Origin of the sequence: Ramlibacter tataouinensis TTB310 (genome assembly GCF_000215705.1) — a bacterium.
Taxonomy (GTDB): Bacteria; Pseudomonadota; Gammaproteobacteria; order Burkholderiales; family Burkholderiaceae_C; genus Ramlibacter; species Ramlibacter tataouinensis.
Genome location: NC_015677.1, coordinates 3,511,676 through 3,528,642, shown reverse-complemented (window position 1 = coordinate 3,528,642; position 16,967 = coordinate 3,511,676). Strand labels below are relative to the sequence as shown.

The 16,967-nt window shown below is 68.7% G+C and carries 15 protein-coding genes; 12 read left to right on the top strand and 3 right to left on the bottom strand.

Going from position 1 to position 16,967, the window contains the following annotated elements; translation table 11 throughout:
• Window positions 1-26 precede the first annotated feature (26 nt).
• On the top strand, window positions 27-338 hold the full coding sequence (locus RTA_RS20455; RefSeq protein WP_081466309.1) for a helix-turn-helix domain-containing protein: 312 nt from the start codon (window positions 27-29) through the stop codon (window positions 336-338).
• A gap of 25 nt (window positions 339-363) precedes the next feature.
• Here RTA_RS20455 and RTA_RS20450 read toward each other — a convergent pair whose 3' ends face one another.
• On the bottom strand, window positions 364-645 hold the full coding sequence (locus RTA_RS20450) for a helix-turn-helix domain-containing protein (protein ID WP_013902657.1): 282 nt from the start codon (window positions 643-645) through the stop codon (window positions 364-366).
• 155 nt (window positions 646-800) lie between these two features.
• Between RTA_RS20450 and RTA_RS16930 the strand changes: the two genes are divergently transcribed.
• The 10 genes from RTA_RS16930 to RTA_RS16885 all read left to right on the top strand — a co-directional run bounded on the left by RTA_RS16930 (window position 801) and on the right by RTA_RS16885 (window position 13,132).
• The gene (locus tag RTA_RS16930) at window positions 801-1,112 is read left to right on the top strand and encodes a response regulator transcription factor (protein WP_013902656.1); all 312 of its coding nucleotides are present in this window, start codon (window positions 801-803) and stop codon (window positions 1,110-1,112) included.
• Window positions 1,113-1,251: 139 nt separating this feature from the next.
• On the top strand, window positions 1,252-3,564 hold the full coding sequence (locus RTA_RS16925) for a phage tail fiber protein (RefSeq protein WP_013902655.1): 2,313 nt from the start codon (window positions 1,252-1,254) through the stop codon (window positions 3,562-3,564).
• A 177-nt stretch (window positions 3,565-3,741) separates the two neighbouring features.
• Window positions 3,742-4,080 (top strand): hypothetical protein, encoded by a 339-nt coding sequence (locus tag RTA_RS16920; RefSeq protein ID WP_041675697.1) that lies wholly within the window; start codon window positions 3,742-3,744, stop codon window positions 4,078-4,080.
• Complete coding sequence (locus RTA_RS16915) at window positions 4,077-4,520, top strand: glycoside hydrolase family protein (protein WP_013902653.1); 444 nt, start codon at window positions 4,077-4,079, stop codon at window positions 4,518-4,520. The genes RTA_RS16920 and RTA_RS16915 overlap by 4 nt, the downstream gene beginning before the upstream one ends.
• A gap of 1 nt (window position 4,521) precedes the next feature.
• Window positions 4,522-4,941, top strand: coding sequence for a DUF1353 domain-containing protein (locus RTA_RS16910; RefSeq protein ID WP_013902652.1), 420 nt, complete (start codon window positions 4,522-4,524; stop codon window positions 4,939-4,941).
• Between the two features lie 154 nt (window positions 4,942-5,095).
• Window positions 5,096-8,119 carry a phage tail fiber protein gene (locus RTA_RS16905; RefSeq protein ID WP_013902651.1) on the top strand — a complete coding sequence of 1,008 codons (3,024 nt, stop codon included), beginning with the start codon at window positions 5,096-5,098 and terminating at the stop codon, window positions 8,117-8,119.
• Window positions 8,120-8,466: 347 nt separating this feature from the next.
• Window positions 8,467-10,089, top strand: a complete 1,623-nt coding sequence (locus RTA_RS16900; protein WP_013902650.1) for a catalase — start codon at window positions 8,467-8,469, stop codon at window positions 10,087-10,089.
• A gap of 83 nt (window positions 10,090-10,172) precedes the next feature.
• Window positions 10,173-10,478 carry a hypothetical protein gene (locus tag RTA_RS20850; RefSeq protein WP_143763002.1) on the top strand — a complete coding sequence of 102 codons (306 nt, stop codon included), beginning with the start codon at window positions 10,173-10,175 and terminating at the stop codon, window positions 10,476-10,478.
• Between the two features lie 289 nt (window positions 10,479-10,767).
• On the top strand, window positions 10,768-11,247 hold the full coding sequence (locus RTA_RS20845) for a hypothetical protein (RefSeq protein WP_013902648.1): 480 nt from the start codon (window positions 10,768-10,770) through the stop codon (window positions 11,245-11,247).
• A gap of 61 nt (window positions 11,248-11,308) precedes the next feature.
• A complete protein-coding gene (locus RTA_RS16885) occupies window positions 11,309-13,132 on the top strand; it encodes a putative bifunctional diguanylate cyclase/phosphodiesterase (RefSeq protein WP_158307851.1) in 1,824 nt (607 codons plus the stop codon).
• Here RTA_RS16885 and RTA_RS16880 read toward each other — a convergent pair.
• Window positions 13,129-13,527: a response regulator gene (locus tag RTA_RS16880; RefSeq protein ID WP_041675693.1), complete on the bottom strand. Its 399-nt coding sequence runs from the start codon at window positions 13,525-13,527 to the stop codon at window positions 13,129-13,131. The two genes, RTA_RS16885 and RTA_RS16880, sit on opposite strands and share 4 nt — an antisense overlap.
• Before the next feature lie 184 nt (window positions 13,528-13,711).
• Here RTA_RS16880 and RTA_RS16875 point away from each other — a divergent pair, with 184 nt between their 5' ends.
• Complete coding sequence (locus RTA_RS16875) at window positions 13,712-16,180, top strand: sensor domain-containing protein (RefSeq protein ID WP_226986085.1); 2,469 nt, start codon at window positions 13,712-13,714, stop codon at window positions 16,178-16,180.
• On the opposite strand, the gene RTA_RS16870 is transcribed toward RTA_RS16875, so the two are convergent.
• Window positions 16,162-16,884: a hypothetical protein gene (locus RTA_RS16870; protein ID WP_013902644.1), complete on the bottom strand. Its 723-nt coding sequence runs from the start codon at window positions 16,882-16,884 to the stop codon at window positions 16,162-16,164. The two genes, RTA_RS16875 and RTA_RS16870, sit on opposite strands and share 19 nt — an antisense overlap.
• Between the last annotated feature and the right edge of the window lie 83 nt (window positions 16,885-16,967).

Genomic DNA, 16,967 nt, shown 5'->3' with positions numbered 1-16,967 from the left:
GGGCCTTAGGCACAGAATGTGCAGCTATGAACGCCCCTAACGGGAAGATCATTGGGAGGCGACTGCGGGAAGCCAGGCGGGCAGCCCGGCTCACGCAAGATGAGGTGGCCCGGCGGCTGCCCGTGCGCAGGCAAGCCGTTTCAGCGTGGGAACGAGGCGTCAGTCTGCCCAAGCTGGCTTGGCTGTATGAGCTGCTTCTGCTCTACGACGTCTCGGCCGACACGATCCTGATCGGACTCAAAGTGGAAGACGTGCCGGCTGTGCTGCAAGAGGTGCTGCGGCGGCGGCAAGGGCGCCCAGGGCCCACCTCCGAGCTTTCCGCACGCCCACCAGGGTGAGCCGAACCACACGACCGCGGCTGCGCTAAACCTCGCTCGTCTCCTTGACCGCCAACTCGGGAAGTGCCCCGGGCTTTAGCCCCGGTACGAGCAGCTGCCAGGTCTGCACCCCCAAAGCCTTGGCCAGCTTTTCCAGCTTGTCCGTGCTGGGCTCGTTCTGCTTGGTGACGATGCGGTAGACCGTCTTCTGGTCGATCTTGGCTGCGGCCGCCAGCTTCGGTTGGCTGTTCAGCTCCTTGTGCTCAGCAATCAACCGCTCAAGGTTCGCGGCGAGAACCTGCAGGGCTTTGCTGGGCACTTTTGCCATCACGCAATGCTGCCGAGAAAAGCTAGGCAAATATGTCTTGACGCTAAAGGCATATTTGCCTAGATTCGTTGCATGGACGAGCAGTGCTCTCTCTTTCTCCTGACCGTACATGCCACGACGGTACGCGTGCCCGCCGCCGGGGCAGGAGCGCGGGCATGAACCCCTGGGACCAGCTGATCGGCCCGGTACGGGTGGCGGCGCCCGAGGCGCGCGGCCGGGTGCACCGGGAGCGTCGGCACCGCACCCCGTGGGGTGTGACACCCGGGCAGGCGGAGATCCTGGAACTGGTCACCGAGCTGGGCAGCAATCGTGCCGCCGCGCAGCGGCTGGGCCGGTCCGTCCGCACCATCGAGGAGCAGCTGTACCGCGCGCGGCAGCGCATGGGCGCACGCTCGACCCTGGAGGCGGTGCTGATGTGGGACCGCCAGCGCCGGCAGGCCCAGGACACCGCCCGCCGTGAATCCTAGGTAGTCCACCTACAGCAATGAAGCCCCAAGCCGCCTTGGCCTCAACACTGCGCGAGCCTGTCGCAGGACATCACGGCCGACGAGGGGGCGAAGCCCTCGGGGGAGAGCCCCGAGGTCCACATACGTTTGAGGTAGCACCATGTCATCCTTTTCCGACCACACCGAAGCGGCCGTCCTGAGCCACCTGTTCGGCAGCACCACGTTCACCAAACCGGCCAGGTTCCTGGCGCTGTTCTCGGCCGCTCCGAGCGACGCCGGCGGCGGCACCGAGCTGTCGGCCACCGGCGGCTACGCGCGGCTCGCGCTGCCGGCCATGACGGTGTCGGGCACCAACCCGACGCTGGCCACCAACGGCGGGGCCATCGAGTGGCCTGCGGCCACGGCCAACTGGTCCGCTCCGGTGACGCACGTAGCCGTGTTCGACGCACCCAGCGGCGGCAACCTGCTGGCCTGGGCACCGCTGGCGGCCAGCCGCACCGTGAACACCGGCGACGTGTTCCGGGTGCCCGCCGGCGATCTGGACATCACGGTGGACGGCAGCATCGCCGCCAGCGGCGTCGTGGTCTCCGGCACCAACCTGCTGACCTACTCCGAGCAGTTCAATGCCGAGGCCTGGCGCGCCACGCTGGCCAGCGGCCAGCCACTGATGCAGGCCAACGTGTCGGCCGACGCCCAGGGCCAGCAGACGGTGGACGAGCTGACGGCGAACTACTCGGGCAGCTTCTACGTGCGCCAGCACGTCAGCGGCCTGGTGGTGGGCCAGACCTACACCTTCTCGGTGGAACTGCAGCAGGGCCGCGTGGGCCCGGCGGCCGCGGCGCGCCTGACGACCAACAACACGCTGGCCTGGAACACCGGCGCCTCCACCAAGGCGACGCTCACGGGCAGCCTGGTGCGCCACTCGGTGACCTGGACGCAGCAGGGCAGCACCACGGCGGCCATCATGATCGGCACGGCCGATGCGGCCGGTGTCGGTGACGACCAGTGCCTGGGCACCATCCGCATGAACGACGCCATGCTCAACGTCGGCAGCGCCCCCGCGCCCTATGTGCGCACCGGCGAGCCCGAAGCGACCAACCTGCTGACTTACTCCGAGCAGTTCAATGCCGAGGCCTGGCGTGCCACGCTGGCCAGCGGCCAGCCGCTGGTTCAGGCCAACGTGTCGGGAGACGCCCAGAGCCAGCAGACGGTGGACGAGCTGACCACCAACTACTCGGGCAGCCTCTACGTGCGCCAGCACGTCACCGGCCTGGTGGTGGGCCAGACCTACACCTTCTCGGTGGAGCTGCAGCAGGGCCGCTCGGGCTCGGCCGCAGCAGCGCGCCTGACGACCAACAACACGCTGGCCTGGAACACCGGCGCCTCCACCAAGGCCACGCTCACGGGCAGCCTGGTGCGCCACTCGGTGACCTGGACGCAGCAGGGCAGCACCACGGCAGCCATCATGGTCGGCGCGGTCGACGTGGCCGGCGCCGGTGACGACCAGTGCCTGGGCACCATCCGCATGAACGACGCCATGCTCAACGTCGGCAGCACCCCCGCGCCCTACGTTCGCACCGGCGAATCGGAGGCGCCGCCGGCCGCTACGACCTGGCCAGCCAAGCTGTTCGGCGCCTACTACGAGGCCTACCACGCCTGGCAGGCGGCCCCCTACCCGCAGATCACGACAATGCCCTACCAGCAGTACAACCTGCTGTATGTCTTTAACTGCCGCTTCAACAGCGACGGCTCGGTGGTGTACCCGTTCTACAACGAGGTGACGGCGGCCGAGATCCAGCAGTGCCGCCAGCGCGGCCAAAAGATCATGCTGACCATCGGCGGCGCCGGTCACCCCTTCGTGTACCAGACGCGCGCTCAGTCGCAGGCGGCGGTGGACTCGCTCAAGACCATCATCAACAACCTGGGCGGCATGGACGGCCTGGACTTCAACAACTTCGAGTCCGGCGTCGTCACCAGCAGCAACTACACGGCCTTCTTCAACGAGTGCCGCTACATCGCCGAGCAGCTGCGCGCCACCTACGGCCCTGACTTCTGGGTCAGCTCGCCGGCGCAGCCGGACGACCCGCTGCAGCGCCGCTTCTGCAAGGAGATGATGGCTGTGGGCGCGATGCAGTTCTGCAACCCGCAACACTACGACTGGGACGGCTGGCGCGACGTGGACCGCATCTTCAACTCCGTGGACTTTTGGATCGCCGACATGTGCGCTGGCGATGCGCGAAAGATGGTGGTGGGCTTCGGCGCCGACTACCTGTCGCCCTATACCGGCGCTGGCGGCCTTGGCGGCCCGGACAACGAGATCAACCAGCGCGAGTGGGACAAGATCAGGGCCAAGTACCCGGGCATCCGCGGCATGTTCGGCTGGTCCGCCGAAACCATCATGGGGTTCGGTCCGACCCGCACCACGCAGGCCAACGCGAACCGCTGGGGCAACCTGATGCATCCCCGCCTGTAGGCGACGACCCGCCTCGGGCACCGAGGCCGAGGCCGCCCCGATCATCTCGGGGCGGCGGCCCGGCCGCCAGGCCCTACCTGGGCATCAACATCATCGTCAAGGCGTGAGGCCAGTCGGATGAGCGACGAAGAACCCACCACAGAGGAGCGGGCCCGTGCGGCCCTGAGAGCCAGCGTGATGGCGACCCACCAGCAGATGGCATTGACGGAAGAGTCCCGCATGCTGCTGGCAGCGCTGCTGCGCGACGAGATGAAGACGGCGGTGCGCGAGGGCATCCGCGAGGCGATGTCCAAGCAGGCGGCGGCCGAGTTCGCCATCGTGTTCCTCGACGTGATGAAGCAGCAGGCCGGCTTGAAGATGGACACCTGGGCCGGCGGTGTCATCCGCGGTGTGTTTCGCAAGATGTGGGAGAACGCCGGCCTGTTCCTGGTGGGCGGGATGATCGTCTACAGCGTCGGCGGCTGGGCCGCAGTGGCCAAGCTGGCCCAGTGGGTCCTGTCAGGGGCAGCTAGATGAGGACCGAACTGATGCGCCAGCTGCGCGGCGACGAGGGCGTGGAGCCCTGCGCCTACCAGGACAGCCTGGGCTACTGGACCATCGGCACCGGCCGCCTGGTGGACCGGCGCCGGCCCGGCGCGGGCCTGCGGCCCGTCGAGATGGACTTCATGCTCCAGAACGACATCGACGACCGCATCAACGCGCTGGGCAAGCGGCTGCCGTGGTTCCAGGATCTGGACGACGCGCGCAAGGGCGTGCTGCTGAACATGAGCTTCCAGCTCGGGGTGGATGGCCTGCTGGGGTTCCACGCCACGCTGGCCCTGCTGCAGCGCGGCGACTACGAGGCGGCGGCCAACAACATGCTGCGCAGCAAGTGGGCCAGGCAGACGCCGGCGCGCGCGCTGCGCCTGTCCGAGCAGGTGCGCACCGGCGTCTGGCAGTACGCCCCGGGAGCCTGACATGCCCCGGTTCGCCACGTCCCTGCAGGTGACCCAGGTCGAGTTCCGGCCCAAGGCCCTCTGGCGCGTGGACGCGCCGCTGGTCTACGTGCGCGACGACGAGCCCTGGACCGTGGTCGTGCCGACTGGCTTCCTGACCGACTTTGCCAGCGTGCCGCGCATCCCGTTCGCCTACCTGCTGCTGGGCGGCAAGGGCAGCGCGGCGGCCGTGGTGCATGACTGGCTGTACTCCACCCGCAAGACGAGTCGGGCCCGGGCCGACGCGATCTTCCACGAGGCGATCAAGGCCATGGGGCACAGCCAGGGCACCGCCTGGTGGATGTGGCTGGGCGTGCGCGTGGGCGGCTGGCTGCCCTGGGGCCGCCCGAACGTGCCGCAGCCGGTGCCGCATATCGAAGAAGAGATGTCCGACACCGGCTGACCCCGGCGGTTTCTAGGTAGTTCACCTACAGCAATGAAGCCCCAAGCCGCCTTGGCCTCAACACTGCGCGAGCCCTGTCGCAGGCCACCAAGGCCGGCGGGAGGGCGCAGCCCTCGGGGAGATCCCGAGACTCACGCACGTTTGAGGTAGCACCATGTCATCCTTTTCCGACTACACCGAAGCGGCCGTCCTGAACCATCTGTACGGCGGCACCACGTTCACCAAACCGGCCAGGTTCCTGGCGCTGTTCTCGGCCGCTCCGAGCGACGCCGGCGGCGGCACCGAGCTGTCGGCCACCGGCGGCTACGCGCGGCTCGCGCTGCCGGCCATGACGGTGTCGGGCACCAACCCGACGCTGGCCACCAACGGCGGGGCCATCGAGTGGCCTGCGGCCACGGCCAACTGGTCCGCTCCGGTGACGCACGTAGCCGTGTTCGACGCACCCAGCGGCGGCAACCTGCTGGCCTGGGCACCGCTGGCGGCCAGCCGCACCGTGAACACCGGCGACGTGTTCCGGGTGCCCGCCGGCGATCTGGACATCACGGTGGACACCATCGCCGCCAGCGGCGCCGTCGCTGGCACGACCAACCTGCTGACCTACTCCGAGCAGTTCAATGCCGAGGCCTGGCGCGCCACTCTGGCCAGCGGCCAGCCGCTGGTCCAGGCCAACGTGTCGGGAGACGCCCAGGGCCACCAGACGGTGGACGAGCTGACCACCAACTACTCGGGCAGCCTCTACGTGCGCCAGCACGTCAGCGGCCTGGTGGTGGGCCAGACCTACACCTTCTCGGTGGAACTGCAGCAGGGCCGCGTGGGCCCGGCGGCCGCGGCGCGCCTGACGACCAACAACACGCTGGCCTGGAACACCGGCGCCTCCACCAAGGCCACGCTCACGGGCAGCCTGGTGCGCCACTCGGTGACCTGGACGCAGCAGGGCAGCACCACGGCAGCCATCATGGTCGGCGCGGTCGACGTGGCCGGTGTCGGTGACGACCAGTGCCTGGGCACCATCCGCATGAACGACGCCATGCTCAACGTAGGCAGCGCCCCCGCGCCCTACGTTCGCACCGGCGAGTCGGAGGCGCCCGCGGCCAGCACCTGGCCGGCCAAGCTGTTCGGCGCCTACTACGAGGCCTACCAGGCCTGGCAGGCCGCCCCCTATCCGCAGATCGACACCTTGCCCTACCAGCAATACAACCTGCTGTACCTGCACAACGCGCGGTTCGGCACCGACGGCTCGGTGAACTTCCCGTTCCTCGATACGGTGACGCCCGCCGAGATCCAGCGCTGCCGCCAGCGGGGCCAGAAAGTGATGCTGACCCTCGGCGGCGGCGGCAACAATTTCGTCTACCAGACGCGCGCCCAGTCGCAGGCGGCGGTGAACTCGCTCAAGACCCTCATCGACGGCATGGGCGGCCTGGACGGCCTGAACTTCTACAACTTCGAGTTCGGGGCACTCACCGATAGCAACTACACGGCCTTCTTCAACGAATGCCGCTACATCGCCGATCAGCTGCGCGCGACCTACGGCAGGGACTTCTGGATCACCGCGCCGGCCCAGACGGACGAGGCGCTGCAGCGGCGCTTCTGCAAGGAGATGATGGCCGCCGGGGCCATGCAGTTCTGCAGCTCGCAGCACCGCGATTCGGACAGCTGGCGCGATGTGGACCGCATTTTCAACACGGTCGACGCCTGGATCATCGAGGTGTGCGCCGGCGATGCGTCCAAGACGGTGGTGGGCTTCGGCGCCGACTACTTCTCGCCTTATACCGGCACTGGCGGCCTTGGCGGCCCGGACAACGAGATCAACCGGCGCGAGTGGGACAAGATCAGGGCCAAGTACCCGGGCATCCGCGGCATGTTCGGCTGGTCGGCCGAGACGATCATGGGCTTCGGGTCGACCCGCACCACCCAGGCCAACGCGAACCGCTGGGGCAACCTGATGCATCCCCTGCTGGGAACGGCTGAGCTCCCGCCGGTTCCGTTCGGCTCGCGGGTGGACCTGGTCAACGGCGAGCGGTATCCCTACGGAATCATGCCGACCAACTACACGCGGACGCAGATGGACGACAACGTCAAGGCCTGCTACGCCACGTGGAAGGCCGCGCTGCTGAAGAAGTCTCCCACTTTCAACTCCCACCCGCAGTCGATTTACGCGGGCGCGTCCATCACCGACGGCTACCACGTCGACAAGCAGGAAACCGGCATTGCCTGCGTGTCCGAAGGCATCGGTTACGGCATGCTGACCATGGCGGTCATGGCGGGCCACGAATCACAGGCGCGGACCTACTTTGACGGGATGCTGCGCGTGGCACGTGCCTGTCCGGCATATGGCCATATGGGCCAGGGCAAGCCCCAGGCCGTCTACCTGATGGACTGGAGGCTGCACAGCGACATGTCCTCCGCTGGCGGCGGATGGAACGCGCACGACGGCGATCTGGATATCGCGTTGGCGCTGCTCATGGCCCACCGCCAATGGGGGTCGGGCGGGGCCATCAACTACCGCCAGGAAGCGCTGAACACCATCAATGCCATGAAGGTGGTCAACTTCAAGCCTGATGGCAGGCCGTCAGGTGGCGACGGGGTGCGCACCTCGGACATCATGACCAACCATTTCCGCGCTTTTGCCAGGGCCACGGGGGACCTCTACTGGTCCGACACGGTAATCCCCCGGTGCGAATCGATGATCACCCACATCATCAACAACTATTCGCCCAACGCCAAGCTGGTTCCCGACTTCATCGTGGGCCTCGATTCAGGCCCCGGCCAGCCAGCCCCTCCGTACTACGCGGACCCGCACCCGTTCACTGGCATGTACGGCCCGAACGCCATCCGCTGCCCGTGGCGCTGGGGTGTGGACTACGTGCTGACCGGCAACAGCTATTGGGGCGCCAAGGCCTCGGACATCGTTACCTGGATCAAGAACGATACCGCAGGCGATCCGTTCCGAACGGGTGCGAACTATCGGCTGGATGGCTCGGTGGTGGACGACGTGCGCTACTTCGGCCCGGGATCCGTGAGCAGCCTGATGACCGGCGCCATGACCAACCCGGCGCACCAGGCCTACTTGAACACCCTGGTGCAAGCCAACTTCCAGAATTTCCGGAACAACTACTACGATTCGGACCTTCAGCTGCTGAACCTGCTGATCGCAACTGGCAACTGGTGGACGCCGTGAATGTGCCGGTCTGGATGAGCGAGCTCAAAAGGCTGGAGCCGCAGCTGCGCGCGCCGTAAGAATCGGCGGCGACACGCAGCGTCATCGTCACCCAGCCGGTGCGGCACCCACGCAAGAGGGTGCCGCACTTCTGTTTGGCGGCCGGCGCGGATGGGAGCGTTTCTTCCTCGCGCACAAGGGCTACGCCCCAGGTGGGCCGTGATGGACCTGTACGGACGGGCCACCGCCGTGCCCGGCGCTACGTCTTGAGACCTTCCTAGGCCTCCGATACCCACGGCCGAGGGGGCGCTGGCTACCCTGGCTCCAACCGGTGCGCTGGGCGCCGGACCGTCCCCAAGGAGTCGTTGATGCCCATGAATCCCGAGCGTCCCACGCTGACCACCCGCCAGGGCCACCCCGTGAGCGACAACCAGTCGCTGCGGTCGGTGGGCGAGCGGGGCCCGGCGACGCTGGAGAACTACCAGTTCATCGAGAAGATCACCCATTTCGACCGCGAGCGCATCCCCGAGCGCGTGGTGCACGCGCGCGGCACGGGGGCGCATGGCTGGTTCGAGCCCTACGGAAAGATCGGCAATGAGCCCGCCGCCAGGTACACCCGGGCCAAGGTGCTGACCCAGACCGGGATGCGCACGCCGGTGTTCCTGCGGTTCTCGACCGTCATCGGCGCCAGGGAATCGCCCGAGTCCAAGCGCGACCCGCGCGGCTTCGCCATCAAGTTCAAGACCGTCGACGGCAACTGGGACCTGGTGGGCAACAACCTGAAGGTGTTCTTCATCCGCGACGCGATCAAGTTCCCGGACATGATCCACGCCTTCAAGCCCGACCCGGTCACCAACCGGGAGGAGCCCTGGCGCTTCTACGATTTCATCGCCAATCATCCGGAGTCGCTGCACATGGTGACCTGGGTCAAGAGCCCGTGGGGCATCCCGGCCAACTACCGCCAGATGGAAGGCTCGGGCGTCAACACCTACAAGCTGGTCAACGACCAGGGCGTGGCCCACTTGGTGAAGTTCCACTTCCAGCCCAGGCAGGGCGTGCGCAACCTCACCAGCCAGCAGGCCGCCGAGATCCAGGCCAGGGACGTGGGCCATGCCACCCGGGACCTGTACGACGCCATCGAGCGCGGCGACTTCCCCGAGTGGGAGATGTGCGTGCAGGTCATGAGCGACGACGCGCACGAGGAACTGGACTTCGACCCGCTGGACGACACCAAGCGCTGGCCGGAGGACCAGTTCCCCCTGCTGCCGGTCGGCCGCCTGGTGCTGGACCGCAACCCCGACAACGTATTCGCCGAAACCGAGCAGTCGGCCTTCGGCACCGGGGTGCTGGTGGACGGCATCGACTTCTCGGACGACAAGATGCTGCAGGGCCGCACCCTGTCGTACTCGGACACGCAGCGCTACCGCGTGGGGCCCAACTACCTGCAGCTGCCCATCAATGCGCCCCAGGAAAAGGCCCGCGCCCACACCAACCAGCAGAGCGGGCAGATGGCCTACTACGTGGACCCGACCGGCGCCAACAAGCACGTCAACTACGAGCCCAGCATGGTGGCCGGCCTGCGCGAGGCGCCCAAGCCGGCGCGCGAGTACCACCAGTGGGTCGAGGGCCACCTGGGCCGCTACCAGACCACGCGCACCGTCGACGACTACCGCCAGGCCGGCGACCGGTACCGCAGCTTCGAGCCGTGGGAGCGCGACGACCTGGTCGCCAACCTGGGCGCCGACCTGCGCGAGTGCCCGGAGCCCATCCGCCTGCGCATGGTCTGGCACTTCTGGCACTGCGACGAGGACTACGGCCGGCGCGTGGCCGAGGCTGCGGGGGTGGACCTGCAGCAGGCCCTCCAGCTGCCGCCGCTGGAAGGCAAGCCGGCGCCGCACCAGCGCCGCGACGGCCCCACCTACACCAGCGGGCGCAAGGAAGAGCCAGACAGACAGGCGCAGACCCAGGACGAGATGGCGTCCGCCAAATGAGCCCAGGCCGGCTGCCACGCTCGGGCACGCCGGTTGCCGGCAGGCAGGCGCGCCATGCGCCTTAACCTCAACAGGAGATATCCATGTCCTTCTCTTCATCTCTCATTTCACGAGCTGCCGCGGCCGCGCTGTGCACCGGCGCGCTGCTCCTTGCCGGCTGCGCCCAGGACGGCGGCTCGGGCTCGATGCGCTCGGGCGCAAGCGGCTCCACCTCGGGTTCCGGCACGGGCAGCATGGGCTCGGGCAGCGCGGGCACCACCGGCAACCGCACCGGCACGACTTCGGGTCCCGGCACCGCCACTCCCAGCGGGACCGTGGGCGGCGGTGGCGCGGGTGGCGCCGGTGGTTCGGGTGCCGGGGGCAGTGGCTCCGGCGGCGGCGCGCGGTAACCAAGCAACGGGGCCCAGGCCCCGTTTTTCATGGAAGGGTTGTGAATGCCGCTTCCATGAAGCATTCGATGCTATGGAAAAAGTAGCGCGTCGAAGCGTGGAGGCGCGCGTCTTGTAAGCCTGATCCTACAAGAAGAGCGTAAAGCCGCTGACAGGCGCTGGCCGGGCAATGCTTACATTGGCTCAGCCGATGAAAAATTTGCTTACATCCTGCCGATGGGCTGCCGTGCTGGCACTTGCTGGCGTACTGCCGACGACCGTGGCTGCATCCTTCAGCCAAGGTCAAGGGATGGCGCCTCGCCACTGCATGGCGGCCGAGGTGCCCTGCGGCAGCACCGCATTGCCCAGCGCCTCGGCGCCTGCGGGGTTGCTGCGCGTGTCCACCCGCCTGGCGCAGGGGCCGGCGCCAAGCCAGCGCGCCGTCGCCGCCTTGCAGTGGGAAGTCCTGCGCTCGCACCCGCAAGACCTGCTGCGCGTGACCTACCGCCTGCAGGAAATGGAAGGCGAGCTGGCGGCGCTGCGGAAGCTGGCGGCCCGCCAGCGCGAAGCCATGACCTCGCTGCAGCGGCAGGTGGGCGAGGCCGCGACAGGTTCCGCCGGATTCGGCCTGCTGGCCTGGGTGGCCTTGGTGCTGGCGCTGGCGCTGGCCGGCGGGTGGGCCTCCTTTTTCCTCCAACCCCCACGCGCGGCGGCCCGCCGGCTCCCGTCCGCAGTGGATGTCGATCTGAGCCGGCTCGCCAAGGTCTTGCGGGAGCACGCCCATGCTTGAAACCCGTTTCGCTGCCGCGGTCCGCCGCGCCTCAGCCCGCCGTCCCGCGGCCGTTTCCTCCATGAGGCCGTTGGCCGTCCGGGTGGCCCGGCCCCGGCCACCGCAGCTGCTGCTGCCGCCGCAGCCACCGGCCGACGAAGCCGGCCGCCTGGCCCGGCTGCGCGAGCTGGGCCTGCTGGACACCGGGCCCGACGCCGACTGCGACCGGCTGGTGCAGCTGGCTGCGCTGGCATGCGAAGCCCCCATGGCGATGCTGAGCCTGGTGGGCGAGGGCCGCCAGTGGCACAAGTCGCGCGTCGGCGTGCCGGTGGAGCATGCGCCGCGTGAACACGGCCTGTGCGCCCACGCCATCCTCACGGCGGAGCGCCTGCTGGAGGTTCCCGACACCGCCCTGGTGCCCTGGTTCGACCCTCAGCTCTACGGCCCGCACTCGCAGCCGGTGCGCTTTTACGCCGGAGTGCCGCTGCGCTGCGGCGACGGCAGTGCCGTGGGCACGCTGTGCGTGATGGACCAGGTGCCGCGCCGGCTGACCGAGGCCCAGCGCAGCACCCTGGACATGCTGGCGCAGGCCGTGTGCTCTCAGCTGGAGCTGCGCCGCCAGCTGCGCGTCGCGACCCAGACCGATCGGCTGACCGGCCTGCCCAACTGGTCCCACTTCGAATCGCAGTTCGGGGCCGCCCGCCCGGCTCGCGGCGTGGCGGCTTTCGTGCGCCTGCGCACCGTCGGCCAGATCAGTTCGGCCCATGGCTTCCGCGTGGCCGATGCGCTCATCCAGCAGGCGGCCCAGCGGCTGCGCGAGGTCGCGAACGCCCATGGGGCGCTGGTGGGCCGGGTCAAGCGCGGGCTGTTCATCCTGTTCTTCCCCGGGGTGGAGCCGCAGGCCTTCGAGAACGAGCTGGCAACGCAGCTCGTGGAGCGCCTGGCGCTGCCCTACGCCGCCGGCGAGCTCAACCTGGTCTGTCCGGTGAACCTGGGTGTCGCGGCCTTCCCGCGCGACGGCCGTTCGCTGGACGAGGTTGTCAACGCGGCCGACTCTGCGCTGCAGCTGGCGATCGAGCGCGAGGAAACCATGGCCTCGTTCGACAAGACGGTGGCCAACGTGCAGAGCGTGTACTTCCGGCTGGAGCCGAAGCTGCGCCAAGCGCTGGCCGAGGGCGAGTTCGTCAACCACTACCAGCCCAAGATCGATCTGGCCACCGGGCGCATCGTGGGCGTCGAGGCGCTGGTCCGCTGGGAGCATCCGCAGCGCGGCCTGGTGCCGCCGTCGGAGTTCGTGCCGGCGCTTGAATCGACGGGGCTGATCGCCGAGGTCGGCGCCCACACGCTGCGCCGCGCTCTGGCCGACTGGAACCGCTGGCGCGAGCAGGGCCTGGCCGCACCGCGCATCGCCCTGAACGTGGCCGCTGCGCAGCTGCGCAGCGAGCGCTTCGTGGAGGAGCTGGCCGAGGCGGTGGGCGCGGCCGGCGCGGCCGGAGCCCTGTCCATCGAGGTGACCGAGAGCGCGCTCATCGTCGACATGCGCAGGGCGGCGGAGGTGCTGCGGCGCGTGCGCGAGCTCGGCATCCCGGTGGCCATCGACGACTTCGGCACCGGCTACTCGTCGCTGGCCTATCTCGTCAGCTTGCCCATCGACGAGGTGAAGATCGACCGCTGCTTCGTGCAGAAGTCCAACTCCGATCCGGCCTACCGCGACGTGGTGGAGACCTGCATCTCGCTGGCGCACAACCTGGGCCTGAAAGTGGTGGCCGAAGGGGTGGAAGCCGAGTCCCAGGCCAGCCTGCTGCGCGAGCTGGGCTGCGACCAGGCACAGGGCTTCCTGTACAGCGCGCCCCTGTCGACCGAGCAGCTGGCCCGCATGCTGCAGGCGGCGCCCGCCTCAGCCTAGGCGTCGGCGGTCTGCTGGAAGCACTGGCGCACGCAATAGTCCACCAGCGCATCGATCTCGGTGGACTTGTCGAAGACGGCGTCCACCCCCAGCTGGGCGCATCGCTTGCGCACCGCGGCGTTGACGTAATTGCTGAAGATGATGATCTTCTGGCCAGGATGGCGCTGTCCCACGCGCTCCACCAGGCGGATGCCGCTGCCGCGCTTGAGGAACAGGTCCACGATCAGCAGGTCCCAGCGCCCGGCGTTCTGCTCCAGCCAGGACCAGCCCTCGTCTTCGGTCGCGGTCGCGCCGACGACCTTGACGCAGGTAAGCTCCTCCAGCGTGCCGACCAGGTTCTCGCGGATCGTCGAGTTGTCTTCGACGACGTAGGCATGCAATTCGGGAGCGCTCATGGTTGAGTCAGTATCAAGTCGTTACCACTGTAGTGCCGGGCCTGGGTGGCCGGCTCGGAAAGCTGCGCTTTCCCCTGTAGGAAACTGCCTACCGGCATCCTGCGGCGGGCGCCGACCCGCTTAACATGCCCGGCCAATTGCCGCGCGTGCGCCCCCTCCGGTGACTGCGCTGTCCTCCGAATCGATGTCGATATCCCACACGCTGCCGACCGCCACGCTGGTGAGCCTGCTGGAGCGCTCCGCCCACGCCGGCTGGTGGAGCCTGGATGCCGCCGCCGGCCAGTGGACGTGGTCGCCGCAATTGGCGCGGCTGCACGATGTGCCGGCCCATGGGACTTCCACCTCGGACGAGGCGCTTGCGTTCTACGCAGCGCCCTGGCGCGAGCGCATCGCCGGCTGCGTCGACCGCTGCTGCCGCGACGGCATCGCCTTTGACGAGGAGGCGCAGATCGTCACGCGTCAGGGCCGCCCGCTCTGGGTGCGGGTGCTGGGCGAGGCGGTGCGCGGACCGGACGGGCGGGTGGTCCGGGTGGAAGGACTGGTGCAGGAGATCGCACCCACCGAGACCGCCGGGGAAGGGTCCCTGCGCCGCTCCCTGGCCGTGGGCGCTTCGCCGGCCGGTGGCCAGGCATTCGCCACGGTCGACACCGAAGGCCGCTGGACCTACCTGGACGCGGCGGCGGAGCAGCTGTTGCGCGCCCCCGCCGGCGCCCTGCTGGGGCGCAGCCTGTGGAACTCGTTCCAGAAGACCGGCCGGCTGCGGCTGGAAGAGCGCGTGCGGGCGGCGCTGGCGTCCCATGAGCCGGTGGAGTTCGAGGAGCCGGACACCCGGCAGAGCCGCTGGCTGGAGGTGCGCGGCCAGCCCTTCGAGGGCGGCATGGCGCTGCGGCTGGCCGACGTCACGGCGCGGCGCAAGTCGCAGGAGCAGCTGCGGCTGCTGGAAGGCAGCATCGCGCGCCTGAACGACATCGTGATCATCACGGAAGCCGGGCCGTTCAACGCGCCCGGACCGCGCATCGTCTTCGTCAACGAGGCCTTCGAGACGCGCACCGGCTATGGCCGCGACGAAGTGCTGGGCCGCACGCCGCGCCTGCTGCAGGGCCCCGAGACCCAGCGCGACCGGCTGGACCGGGTGCGCGATGCCCTGGAGGAATGGCGCCCGGTCCGGGTCGACCTGATCAACTACCGCAAGAACGGCGAGGCCTTCTGGGTCGACCTGGACATCTCGCCGGTCTGGGACAAGGCGCGCAAGCTCACCCATTGGGTGGCCGTGGGCCGCGACGTCACCGAGCGCAAGATCGCCGAGGAGAAGATCCAGTACCTGGCCTTCTACGATGCGCTGACCAAGCTGCCCAACCGCCAGCTGCTGCTGGACCGCCTGCAGGAATCGCTGGCCAACCGCCACCAGACGCGCGAGGGCGCGCTGATGTTCATCGACCTGGATAACTTCAAGGTGCTCAACGACACGCTGGGCCACCAGAAGGGCGACCTGCTGCTGCAGCAGGTGGCCGAACGGCTGCGCTCCTGCGTCTCCAAGGGCGACACGGTGGCCCGGCTGGGCGGCGACGAGTTCGTGATCCTGCTGGAGAACCGCAAGGACAAGCCGCTGGATCCGGCGGCCGGCGCCCGCTCGGTGGCCGAGCGCATCCTGGCGGCGCTGGGCGAGCCGTACGTGCTGCCGGGCTACCTGCACCACAGCACCTGCAGCATCGGCGTGACGCTGTTCGGCAAGACGCCCTGGACCGTGAGCGAGCTGCTCAAGCAGGCCGACCTGGCCATGTACCAGGCCAAGAGCGCCGGCCGCAACACCGTGTGCTTCTTCGATCCGGAGATGCAGGCCGTGGCCACCGCCAACGCGACCCTGGCGGCCGACCTGCGCCAGGCCTGGCGCGAGCGCCAGTTCCAGATCGACTACCAGCCCCAGGTCGGGCCGGACGGGCGCATGACGGGCGTGGAGGCGCTGCTGCGCTGGCAGCATCTGCAGCGCGGCGTGGTGCCGCCCGAGCAGTTCATCCCCATCGCCGAGGAGACCTCGCTGATCATCCCCATCGGCCGCTGGGTGCTGGACACCGCCTGCGCGCAGCTCAAGGCCTGGGAGAACCAGCCGGGGCGCGACCACCTGAGCATCGCGGTCAACGTCAGCGTGCGCCAGTTCCGGCACCCGGAATTCGTCGACGAGGTGATGAGCGCGATCAAGGAATCGGGGATCGCGCCGCACAAGCTCAAGCTGGAGCTGACCGAGAGCCTGCTGGCCGACGGCATCGAGGTCACGGTGGCCAAGATGGGCAACCTCAAGGCCATGGGCGTCGCACTCTCGCTGGACGATTTCGGCATGGGCTACTCATCGCTGTCCTACCTGAAGCGCCTGCCGCTGGACCAGCTGAAGATCGACCGCGAGTTCGTCAAGGACGTGCTGACCGACGCCAACGACGCGGCCATCGCGCGCACCATCATCGGCCTGGCGCAGAGCCTGCACCTGGAGGTGATCGCCGAGGGCGTGGAAACCGAAGCACAGCGGGATTTCCTGGCAAGGCAGGGCTGCCATGCCTTCCAGGGCTACCTGTTCTGCAGGCCCCTGCCGCTGCAGCGCCTGGAGGCGTTCATCGATGCCCAGCTGTCCGGCCAGCTGGAGATTCAGAGCGGCACGATCTGAAGCGGGGTCGCGGTCATCCGCGGCAGCCGCAGCGCCACCGGGCCCTCCTCGCGCGACAGCTCGACGGACTCCGCGGCCGCCAGCGCCTGCACGTCGGCCCAGTCCAGCGCCCGGTAATTGGGTTCGAAGGGCGGCAGGGCGGCGTCCTCTTCCTGGCGCGGCACGAAGACGATGGACAGGCTGGCCCAGCCGCCGCCCACCTGCGCCTGCACCAGCAGCTCGCCCGGGCTGTGCGCCTCGTCGGTCAGGCTGATCAGCACGGCGGCCAGCAGGTTGCGCAGCTTCACCCGCGACACCTCGAAGCCGGAATCCGGCACCTGGTTGTCGACGGAGAAGCCGCGGAAGTTGAAGTTGCTGCGCAGCAGGGCCACGCATTCGTCCACGCCTTCGCGCAGGCGGATGCCCTCGTCCTCGGACGGCTCGATCCAGGCGGCCACCTGCAGGCAATTGAGCACCGCCTCGCGTGCCAGCCGGTTGATCTTGGAGACCTGCTTCTGCAGATCGCCCCCGGCGGGCGTTCCCTTTTCGAGCCGGGCATTGAGCACTTCGGCCATCATGGCGACGGCCTGCAGGTTCACCACCATGTCGTGCTTGAGGGCCGGGGCCAGGCGCCGCAGCACGCCGTAACGCGCCGCCTCGGCGTCCGCGCGCCGGCGTCCGGGCGCAGCAGCAGGCGTCGCCGGCAACGAGGAAACTGCGGTCATGCCTGTTCGCTCCCTGGGGCCGGCATGCCGAGCGGCGGATGACTGTGCATCCGCGGAATTGTCCTCGCCGGGCTGCAAGCCCT

What these genes read in the sequence shown, in the direction of transcription:
- RTA_RS16875 (WP_226986085.1), top strand. Translation starts at nt 13,712, where the DNA reads ATGTCGATATCCCACACGCTGCCGACCGCCACGCTGGTGAGCCTGCTG.
- RTA_RS16925 (WP_013902655.1), top strand. Translation starts at nt 1,252, where the DNA reads ATGTCATCCTTTTCCGACCACACCGAAGCGGCCGTCCTGAGCCACCTG.
- RTA_RS20455 (WP_081466309.1), top strand. Translation starts at nt 27, where the DNA reads ATGAACGCCCCTAACGGGAAGATCATTGGGAGGCGACTGCGGGAAGCC.
- RTA_RS20450 (WP_013902657.1), bottom strand. Translation starts at nt 645, where the DNA reads ATGGCAAAAGTGCCCAGCAAAGCCCTGCAGGTTCTCGCCGCGAACCTT.
- RTA_RS16885 (WP_158307851.1), top strand. Translation starts at nt 11,309, where the DNA reads ATGAGGCCGTTGGCCGTCCGGGTGGCCCGGCCCCGGCCACCGCAGCTG.
- RTA_RS16910 (WP_013902652.1), top strand. Translation starts at nt 4,522, where the DNA reads ATGCCCCGGTTCGCCACGTCCCTGCAGGTGACCCAGGTCGAGTTCCGG.
- RTA_RS16915 (WP_013902653.1), top strand. Translation starts at nt 4,077, where the DNA reads ATGAGGACCGAACTGATGCGCCAGCTGCGCGGCGACGAGGGCGTGGAG.
- RTA_RS16905 (WP_013902651.1), top strand. Translation starts at nt 5,096, where the DNA reads ATGTCATCCTTTTCCGACTACACCGAAGCGGCCGTCCTGAACCATCTG.
- RTA_RS20845 (WP_013902648.1), top strand. Translation starts at nt 10,768, where the DNA reads ATGGCGCCTCGCCACTGCATGGCGGCCGAGGTGCCCTGCGGCAGCACC.
- RTA_RS16930 (WP_013902656.1), top strand. Translation starts at nt 801, where the DNA reads ATGAACCCCTGGGACCAGCTGATCGGCCCGGTACGGGTGGCGGCGCCC.
- RTA_RS16880 (WP_041675693.1), bottom strand. Translation starts at nt 13,527, where the DNA reads ATGAGCGCTCCCGAATTGCATGCCTACGTCGTCGAAGACAACTCGACG.
- RTA_RS16900 (WP_013902650.1), top strand. Translation starts at nt 8,467, where the DNA reads ATGCCCATGAATCCCGAGCGTCCCACGCTGACCACCCGCCAGGGCCAC.
- RTA_RS16920 (WP_041675697.1), top strand. Translation starts at nt 3,742, where the DNA reads ATGGCGACCCACCAGCAGATGGCATTGACGGAAGAGTCCCGCATGCTG.
- RTA_RS20850 (WP_143763002.1), top strand. Translation starts at nt 10,173, where the DNA reads ATGTCCTTCTCTTCATCTCTCATTTCACGAGCTGCCGCGGCCGCGCTG.
- RTA_RS16870 (WP_013902644.1), bottom strand. Translation starts at nt 16,884, where the DNA reads ATGACCGCAGTTTCCTCGTTGCCGGCGACGCCTGCTGCTGCGCCCGGA.